The 11,773-nt window shown below is 41.7% G+C and carries 8 protein-coding genes and 1 tRNA gene; 7 read left to right on the plus strand and 2 right to left on the minus strand.

Going from position 1 to position 11,773, the window contains the following annotated elements; translation table 11 throughout:
- The first annotated feature begins 409 nt into the window (after positions 1-409).
- From gor to VB732_RS26925, 3 genes are all read left to right on the plus strand, one after another.
- Positions 410-1,786, plus strand: a complete 1,377-nt coding sequence (gene gor / locus VB732_RS26915) for a glutathione-disulfide reductase (protein ID WP_323233938.1) — start codon at positions 410-412, stop codon at positions 1,784-1,786.
- Between the two features lie 140 nt (positions 1,787-1,926).
- Complete coding sequence (locus VB732_RS26920; RefSeq protein ID WP_323233939.1) at positions 1,927-2,562, plus strand: YqiA/YcfP family alpha/beta fold hydrolase; 636 nt, start codon at positions 1,927-1,929, stop codon at positions 2,560-2,562.
- Between the two features lie 113 nt (positions 2,563-2,675).
- On the plus strand, positions 2,676-3,821 hold the full coding sequence (locus tag VB732_RS26925; protein WP_323233945.1) for a histidinol-phosphate transaminase: 1,146 nt from the start codon (positions 2,676-2,678) through the stop codon (positions 3,819-3,821).
- Positions 3,822-3,829: 8 nt separating this feature from the next.
- Here the strand turns inward: VB732_RS26925 and VB732_RS26930 are convergent, their stop codons facing one another.
- Positions 3,830-4,384 (minus strand): hypothetical protein, encoded by a 555-nt coding sequence (locus VB732_RS26930; protein WP_323233940.1) that lies wholly within the window; start codon positions 4,382-4,384, stop codon positions 3,830-3,832.
- Positions 4,385-4,998: 614 nt separating this feature from the next.
- Positions 4,999-5,628, minus strand: a complete 630-nt coding sequence (locus VB732_RS26935) for a GNAT family N-acetyltransferase (protein WP_323233941.1) — start codon at positions 5,626-5,628, stop codon at positions 4,999-5,001.
- Between the two features lie 611 nt (positions 5,629-6,239).
- Here VB732_RS26935 and VB732_RS26940 point away from each other — a divergent pair.
- The 4 genes from VB732_RS26940 to VB732_RS26955 all read left to right on the plus strand — a co-directional run bounded on the left by VB732_RS26940 (position 6,240) and on the right by VB732_RS26955 (position 11,571).
- A complete protein-coding gene (locus VB732_RS26940; protein WP_323233942.1) occupies positions 6,240-6,479 on the plus strand; it encodes a hypothetical protein in 240 nt (79 codons plus the stop codon).
- A 154-nt stretch (positions 6,480-6,633) separates the two neighbouring features.
- Positions 6,634-10,161, plus strand: coding sequence for a response regulator (locus VB732_RS26945; RefSeq protein ID WP_323233943.1), 3,528 nt, complete (start codon positions 6,634-6,636; stop codon positions 10,159-10,161).
- Between the two features lie 68 nt (positions 10,162-10,229).
- A complete protein-coding gene (locus VB732_RS26950; protein WP_323233944.1) occupies positions 10,230-11,450 on the plus strand; it encodes a hypothetical protein in 1,221 nt (406 codons plus the stop codon).
- A gap of 50 nt (positions 11,451-11,500) precedes the next feature.
- A tRNA-Gly gene (locus VB732_RS26955) sits at positions 11,501-11,571 on the plus strand.
- Positions 11,572-11,773 lie beyond the last annotated feature (202 nt).

Genomic DNA, 11,773 nt, shown 5'->3' on the forward strand with positions numbered 1-11,773 from the left:
AGAGACAGAGACAACACCTGATACCCCAACAGAGACAACACCTGATACCTCAACTGGCTCTCCAAGCACATAAAACAAAACTGCTAATGGGTGTACAAGACTCTCTGCAAACGCGATTCTTTTTATCATAATTTTGTGTAAGTCCTGTACGACTTAGCTGCTCCAATGCAGTAGCACAGACTTATGACTGACACCTGAGAAAGAACTATGACAAACAATTTTAGTAACTGACTCTACAGCAACTAAAGCAAAAAGTGATATTCCCTACGACCAGAGAACATCTGCTAACGCTAGATTAAATCTAGGACAGGACTGACATAGGGTTCACCGGATATCCTTATATAGTCCAATGACATTCAATTGTGTGAGTTCCCAAGAACTAACTTTTTGCTAGAGAGAACATAAATTTATGACTTTTGATTACGACCTATTTGTAATTGGTGCGGGTTCTGGAGGTTTAGCAGCTTCCAAACGGGCAGCTAGCTACGGAGCAAAAGTGGCGATCGCTGAATATGATTTAGTTGGTGGGACTTGTGTGATTCGCGGTTGCGTTCCCAAAAAACTCATGGTCTATGCCTCTCACTTTCCTGCACTATTCAGTGAAGCTTCAGGCTATGGCTGGAAAGTTGGTAATGCTGAGTTGAACTGGGAATATTTCATCACATCTATAGATAAGGAAGTTCGGCGACTATCGCAACTACACATAAACTTCTTAGAAAAAGCCGGAGTAAAACTATTTTCCGGTCGCGCCACATTGCTAGATTCCCACACCGTAGAAGTTGATGGACGCAAAGTGACAGCAGACAAAATTTTAATTGCTGTTGGCGGTCGTCCCGTCAAACCAGATTTACCAGGGATGGAATATGGCATTACCTCTAACGAAATCTTTCATCTAAAAGAACAACCAAAACACATCTTCATTCTTGGTGCTGGTTATATTGGCACAGAATTTGCCTGTATCATGCGTGGTTTGGGTTCTGAGGTGACACAAATTACCAGAGGTGACAAGATTTTGAATGGGTTTGATGAAGATGTCCGCACAGAAATTGAAGAGGGGATGACGAACCACGGAATTCGGCTGATTAAGAATAATGTGGTAAAAACAGTTGAAGCTGTGCCAGAAGGGTTTAAACTGACTTTATCAGGGGAAGACCAAGAACCAATAATTGCCGACGTATTTTTAGTGGCGACTGGTCGAACTCCTAATGTAGATGGACTAGGTTTAGAAAACGCTGGAGTTGATGTTGCAGCTACTTCTATGGAAGGGCCAGGATACAACACCACAAATGCGATCGCAGTCAATGAATATAGTCAAACTAATCAACCGAATATCTTTGCCGTTGGCGATGTCACAGACCGAATCAATTTAACTCCCGTCGCCATTGGTGAAGGGCGAGCTTTTGCAGACAGTGAATTCGGCAATAATCGCCGCGAATTTAGTCACGAAACTGTTCCCACAGCGATATTTTCTACCCCAGAAGCTGCGACAGTAGGCTTGACAGAAGCCGAAGCACGGGAAAAACTCGGCGATGCGGTAACAATTTATCGCACTCGCTTTCGTGCCATGTACCATAGTTTGACTGGTAAGCAAGAGAAGACAATGATGAAGCTAGTAGTCGATAGCAACACTGACAAAATACTGGGCGCTCACATGGTAGGTGAAAATGCCGCCGAAATTATCCAAGGTGTAGCGATCGCTGTCAAGATGGGCGCAACGAAAAAAGACTTTGATGCCACTGTTGGTATCCATCCTTCCTCAGCCGAAGAATTTGTCACAATGCGGTAATAAGAAAGAGTTAGGAGTTAAAAGTTAAAAGTTATGAGTTGAAGAAATAAACTTACAACCTAAAACTTAAAATTCTTAACTCCTGACTCCCATCTTTTGTACAGACGTGATTAATCGCGTCTCTCCTAACATCTACAACTTTGCAATATATATATCTTCACGGTTTCGCTTCCAGTCCTAATTCTGCCAAAGCGCGGGATATAGGCGATCGCTTTGCTCAAATTCAAACGAAGCTCAAAATTCCTGATCTCAACGCTGGCGATTTTTCGCAGTTGACAATCACTCGCCAAATCACTCAAGTTGCCGCAGAATTCAGCAATAATTTTACACCAGTAACCCTAATTGGCTCAAGTTTAGGTGGTTTGACCTGTGCCCACTTGGGACAGGAATATTTACAAGTACAACGCTTAGTTTTGCTAGCACCAGCTTTTGGGTTTTTATCTCATTGGTTGCCCAAGCTAGGCGATCAAGAAGTACAGCGTTGGCAGCAAGAAAAATCTATCATGGTATACCACTATGGGGAAAAGCGAGCAATTCCTTTAAGTTACAATTTCGTTACAGACGCTGCCCAATACCAAGAAAAGCTTTTGCAACGTTCTATCCCCACCCTAATTTTGCATGGAAAAAAGGATGAAGTTATTCCCATCGAAGCCAGTCGTGATTTTGCATATTCTCGTTCTTGGGTGGACTTCATCGAATTAGACAGCGATCACGCCTTGGGTAATGTTATGGAAGAAATTTGGCAAGCAATTCGCCTCTTTTGCCATTTACCTTGAAGTTGTAAAATATTAAACTCTTACATAACTAATGTCCTTAGTCATCTGTCCTTTGTTTAATTACTAACGACAAATGACAAATGACAAATGACCAATGACTAATGACTAAAATTATGCTTTCCTTCATCCGGTCAGATTTAGCCCAATTTACCGCGTATAAACCTCACCCTAGCAGTGATACAGCCAATTCTGTCCCCATACAGTTTGATCGGCTGGATACAAATGAAAGCCCTTATGATTTACCACCTGGGTTAAAAGAGAAGCTAGCGTGGATGTATCAGCAAGTAATTGAAACAAATCGTTATCCTGATGGCGGGCATGAAACGCTTAAGAATGCGATCGCAGAGTACGTCAATGAATCAGCCGCCCTGCCGCTATCCAATACTGCTGCCAATATTTCTGTGGGAAATGGTTCTGATGAAATAATTCGCTCTTTATTAATCGCCACCTGTCTAGGAGGAGAAGGTTCAGTTTTAGTTGCCACTCCCACTTTCTCTATGTACGGAATTTTGGCCCAAACTTTGGGAATTCCTGTAGTGACGGTGGGAAGAAATGAAACAAATTTTGAAATTGACTTAAAAGCCGCACAGTCTGCGATCGCACAAACTCAAAATCCTCCCATTCGCGTAGTTTTTGTAGTCCATCCTAACTCGCCCACTGCTAATAGCTTAACTGCGGCAGAGTTGGCGTGGTTAAGGAGCTTACCAGAGCATATTTTGGTAGTAATTGATGAAGCTTATTTTGAATTTAGCCAAATAACCTTAGTAGGTGAGTTATCACAGCGCCCAAACTGGCTAATATTACGCACTTTTTCTAAAGCCTTCCGATTGGCATCTCTCCGGGTTGGTTATTGCATTGCTCATCCCGAAGCGATCGCCATTTTAGAAAAGGTTCGCCTACCTTACAATCTCCCCAGCTTTTCCATAGCAGGAGCATTAGTTGCTTTACAAAACCGCACACTCTTGCTAGACTCAATTCCCCAAATCTTGAGTGAACGAGCCAAACTCATCGAAATTTTCTCTCAGCAACCAGAACTACAAATTAACGCAAGCGCCGCTAACTTTATTTACCTACGCCTTAAACCAAATGGCTTGAATTCACAAGATACTGTACTAAAAACTCTCCACCAGAAACTTAGAAAACTCGGCACTCTTGTGCGACACATTAGTGGAGGATTACGAATTACTGTCGGGACAATAGAGGAAAACGCCCGCACGGTGAATAGAGTCCAAGCGGTTTTAGCAGATTTGGATTTTTAGCAATTCACTCAATAATTAGATCGGCTGTCCATCTCACTGCCCAAACGTCGTACTACTCCTACTGTTTGTGGCAGCACACCTACCAAAAGAGCAAAAGCAACATCCGGCAAAAGAGCCACTATTTCTGGTGGAAAGTATTGTTCAAATTGATCGAGAATTTTCTGAACTCGCTGTCCGGGTACTGGGTTTTCTGTAATTTGTTTAATTAACCGAATCCACTGTCGTCTAATCAAGTAAGCCTTCTGGCGTTCTTCATTAGATTCGGGAGTTAATAAAGACAGATTACCTATAGGCAGTGCCCTTTGACAATCACAATCGTAATCCCCACCCACAGCAGCCCCAGGCCCAGCGAACTCAGCATGGTAGCGTTTAAAGAGGATTAATCCATTCCGTCTACGGCTATTGACGATGAAAACTTTTCCACTGTGTAAACGTGTAAGGATATCCGAGCCTTGCGACTGCTCAGTTCCATCTGACATGACAACAGAATCAGGGAAACTAGTTTCCGGGTAATAAGTTGATACCATAGAGGTTTGATAGCGTCGATGCTGTTCGCTATCCATGTTTTTTAAACTTTCAACGAATTTGGTAGTAGTATGCACTTCAAAGTGGAATTAAATGTTATATCAAATTAGGTCTTTGAATTTTTTTATTATCAACAGTCTGTTGGTCAATTTAACTAAGACGGTTGTTATAAATACGCATTGCTTAGTAATTAGGTGATTATATTCTATGGGATATAACCAGATTTGTCCCCAAATAAAGAGAGTGTTTTCTTAAAGTTTTTATAAAGATTAATATCTTAATTACAAAGTTATTATGAGGGATTTTTGATTTTATAAGGAAATTATACCGCTCTATTCATATTGTAATTCATTTATTTATCTATATCAAATAAAATACTATAAAATCGTTGTCGTTTAATAAAAATTTAAAAAAGACAGAATGTAACATTTAATAAGTTAGTAAACTCTTTTCAGTTCATTTTTTATCAAAATTAGTATTATAATCATCCATTGGAAACTCAAAAATATATTTAAAATTCTATCTAAAGCTAGATTAGCTGATCATTGAGTTAACAATAGCTGAGTTTTTAGTTAGGTTAGTTTTCCTTTTACTGTTAATATTTATCATAGATTTTCTCCAAACTAATTACAATACAAAAATTTACAAAAATTCAAGTGAAATCAGCACTCAGGTGCTTGTGCAATAACATCTGGCTTGAGCGCCCTAGAAAAAATGTATTCAAATTCGATTCAACTTTATGTACTCGATATCCTACCTTGAAATAAAGTTGTCTTGCCTGATGGTTATTTTCCAAAACGTGAAGATATAAGTCTTGAAATCCCCACTCTTGAGAAACTTTTTCACAGCTAGTCAGTAATCCTGAAGCTACGCCATGTCGACGGTATTTTGGGTGAACCGCTAAATTAGATAAGTAAGGAAATCCTACGCCAGCCTTACTCCACGAATCACTGTAACGTACACCCATTTCCACACTTCCTACTAAGTTATTAGCCGCACCACTAGTAGTTTCAAAGGCGACTAAACAAACATGACGCGGTGGCGGTGATGCCATCCGATGCCTTAAATCTTCATAAATCCCCAGGCGTAACAATGGAAAAGCCCATCCCCACATCCCTTTTTGGGAGTGAAAGCTTTCAGCAATAATTTGGGAAACACCGATCAAATCAGCAGGTGTAGCTGTACGAATTTGAAATTCGCAGCAAGCTGGATCGGTTGGCTGTTGCTGGTATGGATGAAAAAACCGATATTTCAAGGCTAGTTTAGTATTGATTTTATTCAACGAAAATTTTCTCAAATATGCTCAAACACCATTTAAACTGAATAGAAACTTTATATCTGCCCAGGAGATTAAACTGACCTAAGACTGCTAATTTGCTTTTTCTTAATACAGCATACAAAGTTTTACACTTGATTTTGGGCTTTATAGCCTGTCTTTTTGAAAGAGTCTTATAAGTGACAGCTTCATAAAGCTAAAATCTTAAGTTCAGTAGGTTCAGATGCATCCCTTGTTTGATATGGGAAGGATATCAGTCTGTTTACCACAAAAACATCTGTAATAGTTGTACAGGTTTAGGTGAATGGGTAGATAGATAGCATAACCTGTTCGTAAGCATTACTGACAAAATTGTTAAGTAAGTACACTACTGACATCTGGTTGCAAACTACCTTCGGTTATAGTACTGAACTTGTTTATGCAGTTGACGCTACAGCAAGGTCATAAAAACAGGCTCTACAGCTACTAGGCCGGAATCTTGCAGATTCCTCTCCCTTAACTTCTTAATCCATACCACTTGTCTTAATGATAGTTATGATTGCTAAATTAGAAAGAGGTATTTGTCTAATAGTATACTTTGGTTTTAAATCTTATTTTTTAATTTTACTGACTCTACCATGACTACCATAAATAAAATTTACCTGCAAGTGTTAGTACAACTGTTGCAAAGGGAAAACTTAATATGCAGCTTCATCTGGATTTTTCAGCTAGCTATGAGTGCTGTATGTAGTATTAGACATTGCTTACAGGAGGTGAAAGAAGATTTGGCTAGCAAACATGGACTCTATAACCCTAAAAGTGATTATGAAATCAACTACACTGCACCAAAGCAAATGGTAATCGGCATAAGCCATTGAGACGAATGACTGTGAGTAAACGCTCCTCCACTCAGGAGTCATGTAGCCAAAGAGCCTTGTTGGTCGAAATGCTCTGCTCTTACCTGACTCAGAAAAATCCTTACCTGATCAGATTATTCTTTATCCGACTGCCGTTGCAGCAGGAAAGCGGTGCATGAAATCCCAAGCAAACAGTAAGCCTAAAATTTTGGTTGTCGACGATGAACCAGACAACCTTGACTTGCTTTACCGCACCTTCTACCGCGACTATAAGGTGTTAAGGGCAACCTCTGGCCCTGCGGCCCTCGATCTACTGGCTCAAGAGGGAGAGATCGCGGTGATCATCTCCGATCAGCGAATGCCGATGATGAGCGGTACAGAATTTTTGAGCCTGACAGCAACTCAATATCCAGATATTATCCGGATTATTTTAACTGGCTACACCGATGTCGAAGACTTGGTGGAAGCAATTAACGCTGGTAAAGTTTTTAAGTATGTTACAAAACCGTGGGAAGCTGAGGAACTTAAAGCAGTGGTGCGCCAAGCTTTGGATACTCACAATGTCCTCAAAGCCCGTACCCGCGAACTCACCCGTACACTCCGACAAGAGTCGCTACTGAATACCGTCACTAATACGATTCGTAGTGCTTTAGACTATAGACAAATTTTGCAGGCAATTGTAGATACAGTGGGTCAAATGTTGGAAGTGGATGTCTGTCTGTTGCGTCCCTTCCAAGATGAACAATTGACGGATAAAGGATTCATTTATCAGAAGTCTCTTTCTGAAGAAACAAGTGAACACACGCCAGCAGAGGTGGAGGCAAATAATTCTTCTGCTGTGTCTGTCTCTCCTCCTAATCCTCTACCTCTTTTGGCTCAGACGGTGTGGGAAACCCGCGAAGTCCAGGTGATTCACGATGTAACCGATGATGAACGCATTCACGGTAATACTCCCGAACTGCGCCAACGTGGAGAAGCTTTTGTCGCTGCTGACATTTGTTCTAGTTTAGTTGTGCCATTGATCTGCCAGCAAGAACTGATGGCAGTGTTGGCATTGCACCAGTGTTCTGTACCCCGCTTTTGGGGAGAGGATGAAGTGCAGCTTGTGTTGATGGTAGCGGATCAGGCTGCCTTAGCTTTGTCTCAAGCTTATGCTTACGAACAAGTACGTGCCCTTGCCAAGCGGGAGAGTTTAATCAATACGATTACTAGCGCGATTCGCTCTAGTCTAGATCCGCAAGATATTTTTGCGGCTATTACTCAACAACTAGGACAAGCTTTACAGGTTGATGGCTGCGTCCTGTCTTTATGGACAGAAGAAGATGAGTTTGTCGAGTGTGTGGGCTTGTATGACAGTTTGCAGCATTTGGAAAATTTACGTTCGCCAATCCTGGACAATAATTCAAGTAGTAATCATCACTTAACAACTCCAAGATTGCCCTATTCTCAAGCATCTATACAGGAGAATCCCATCCTCCAACAAATGCTACAGACGCACGAACCTGTGGTAATTGGGAATGTCAGCCATTCTCCCTCAGATGTGCAGGGTTTTAATTTGCCGTTAAAAATGCCAGCGCGATCGCTAATGTTTGTACCATTATTGGCAGATGGTAAATGTATCGGTAGTATTACTTTACATGAAGGTAAAAAAGTACGCCAATGGTTGCAATCTGATATTGATTTGGCGAAAGCAGTAGCAGCCCAAGCAGCGATCGCAGTGCAGCAGTCACATTTGTATCAGAAAACTCGCCAACAAGCTGAACGCTTATTGGAATTAGACAAACAAAAAACCGAATTTTTTCAAAATATCTCCCATGAGTTTCGCACACCCATCACCTTGATTCAAGGGCCTTTAGAGTCGGCGGTGGCGGCTGGTGAAGGGTTATCCTATTCCCAAAGTGCGATCGCCCTGCGTAACTCTCGCCGCTTGCTACGACTGGTAAATCAACTCCTGGATTTACAACGCCTGGATGCGAAGAGAATGCAGCCTAGTTTCCATCCTTGCGATTTAGTCGAATTTGTCAGCCAAATTGTGGAATCTTTTCGCCCGTACTGTGAGAAAAAAGGACTACATCTCGCCACCAGGTTAGATGAATGTTCTCCGGTGTACTTGGACATGGAAAAATTTGACAAGGTGGTTTACAATCTCCTGTCAAATGCCATGAAGTTTACTCCTGAAGGTGGCACAATCAGTGTCAGACTAAAATCTGAGCGCGATCGCTGCATATTGGAAGTAAAAGATACAGGAATTGGCATTGTTAAAGAACAAATTCCTCACCTATTTGAGCGCTTCCGCCAAGCTGAAGGTTCAGCAAACCGCTCCTATGAAGGCAGTGGTTTGGGTTTAGCTTTAGTTAAAGAATTGGTAGAATTACATGGTGGTCAAGTCACTGTGGAATCAGTTTACGGCGAAGGCACTACCTTTAGTTTATGGCTTGTTACCGGAAATGCTCATTTACCCGCACAGCAAGTACTAGAAACGCCTGCCGAAGTGAACACGAGCCGCGCTAGTGTAGAATTGGCTGATTTAGAACTGGTAGACTCAACAACAGACAATATTGAAGATATTACAATAAACTTCCCCGTTAATATTGATACTAAAGACCCAGCACTTAAGACTCAGCACTCAATTTTAGTAGTAGATGACAACCCGGATTTGCGAACCTACTTATCTGAGATTCTCCGGCGTAACGGTTATCATGTACAGACGGCTCGTAACGGTTATGAGGGGCACAGTATAGCTAAGGAAATTATACCCAGCTTGATTGTGACTGACTTAATGATGCCCTTGGTGAGCGGACTTGAGATGATTAAGATAATCCGCAAAGAGGAGAAGCTGAAAGGAATACCAATCATTCTGCTGACAGCAAAAGCTGATGAGGAAACCCGCATCGAAGGTACAGAACATGGAGCGGATGCTTATTTAGCAAAACCATTCAACGATCGGGAACTTTTGGCAGAAGTTCGGAATCTTCTAGCATTGAAAGAAAATGAACGGCGAATTGTGGAGTTAAATACTTATCTAACAGAATCAGTGCTAAAGCGCTTTTTACCGGCTGTATTGGTGCAAAAAGCTGCAACCGGAGATTTAACGTTAGATTTACGCCCAGAACCACGCTTAATTACAGTTTTGTTTAGTGATATCGTAGGTTTTACACAGCTATCAAATACTCTTAGATCCCGGCGAGTCGCAGAGTTGCTAAATGAATATTTAGAAGCCATGACCAAAGTTGTCTTTAGTAATGGCGGCACTGTAGATAAATTTATGGGAGATGCTATTTTAGCTTTATATGGAGCGCCGGAAGAACTAACCCCCAACGAACAGGTACGTCGTGCTATTAATACAGCAAGAGCAATGCACCGCTCACTGGCTGACTTGAATCAGCGCTGGCAAGATCAAGGTGTATTTGACGGCGACAGACTGACTAGCGTCCAGTTTCGGTGCGGTATCCATCAAGGTACTGCTGTTGTGGGGATGTTTGGTAGCGCTGAACGTGCCGATTATACCGCCATTGGCCCAAGTGTGAATATTGCTGCTAGGTTGCAAGCTGCTGCTGTTCCCGGTACTATCTTGGTTTCTGCTGCCGTAGCAGATTATTTGCAAGAAGAAGAAATTATTAAAGGTAGTCCGCTAGAACTTAAAGGAGTGGATGAAACAGTTTTGACTTTTGCTGTTACACCAGAAGTAATGATTAATCGCTAAAATTTAGGCTGGTATTTTAAAGCATTAGCAATGAGTAAGAGTGCCTAATCATATCCAGTTTATATAATATGACACCATCAGTTGCAGATAAAACTCCGATTCCAACCAAAGTCTGGAGGCGACACACCGATCCACCAGCTTTATGGATTTCTGTCATTATAGGTTCAGTCTCTCTGCACTTGCTGGCGTTCTGGCTGATGCGCTCATCTAATGCATTTAGTTTGTGGTTTCCTCAGCAAAGTCAATCTGCTGTTCCTATCGAATTGATAGACATTGCTCCTGAAACAAAATTAACAGCCAAGAAAGTTTCGCCAAAGCCAGCATCTGCAACTCAAAAGCCTGTACCAGCGCCACCACAAACATCACGAACTACGCCCAGAGATGAAGATTTTGGGGCAATAAATTCTGCTGATAATCTCCAGCAAAAGAGTCAAATTTACGCCTCTCAACCTAATAGACAACAGAAAATTCCTGTACCTACGCCGAAAGCGGTAGCTACACCAAAACCGACAGTTACGCCACAAGCGGTAGCTACACCAAAACCGACAGCTACACCCACACCTACGTTTCCAGTCGGTAATCTACCTTGGAACCGCCGTCAAGAAATCAAGCTGGGAAGGGGAACGGCACTACCGACAGGTATTCCATCAAGTCCACCAAATTCGACTGGAGAAACTCCACCAACTCCAACTGGAGAAACTTCGCCAACTCCAACTGGAGAAAATCCACCAACTCCAACTGGAGAAAATCCACCAACTCCAACTGGAGAAACTCCACCAACTCCAACTGGGGGAACTTCGCCAACTCCGACTGGGGAAACTTCGCCAACTCCAACTGGGGGAACTCCACCAACTCCAACTGGGGAAACTCCACAAACTCCGACTGGGGGAGCGTCGATAGCAATAATAGATCCTTTGCGTAGAGAGGAGATGATTAACTTTATACAAACAAAAGGTTTTCGGCAAGATGCTCTACCCGACGTTATCGCTTCATACACGGGAAGCAACGCAAAACAATTAGAATCAAGTTTTTTGCCTGGCGATTCCGAAGTTAAGCCAGCACAGATGCTTGTTAGTTTGATAATCGATCGCAATGGCAACTTTCAACAGGCTGTAATTCTAGAAATAGAACCAGCAACACTACAAAGTGAAAAAAGCGCATACGAGGGAATTCTCAATGATGTTTTCAAAACAGAAAACTTTCTTGCCGCTCACAACAACGATGGCACAAAACCAGATTTGAGCAATTTGTTTGTACGGATCAAAATCCAACCTGCTAATTCTAACTAGATGCTTGAATTTTTCCAACAACTGTGTTATGTTTATGGAGTTGGAAATTTGCGGGCGTAGTTTAGTGGTAAAACTATAGCCTTCCAAGCTATTAATGCGGGTTCGATTCCCGCCGCCCGCTTAGAAAAAATCTGAGATGTACTAGTAAAACAGGCTTTAAAACCATGTACTACCTATCTCAATTAAGCAGATAAGGTACTTGAGGAAATTACTATAGGTAGGTAGACTTGCTCCACAATGTACTAGTTTAAGCATTTAGTCTTGGTTTGATAAAATAAACAATTAAAAATAACTGTTTATTTTAAGTAACCACGCAAAATTAA

The organism is Nostoc sp. UHCC 0252, assembly GCF_034931145.1.
Taxonomy (GTDB): Bacteria; Cyanobacteriota; Cyanobacteriia; order Cyanobacteriales; family Nostocaceae; genus Nostoc.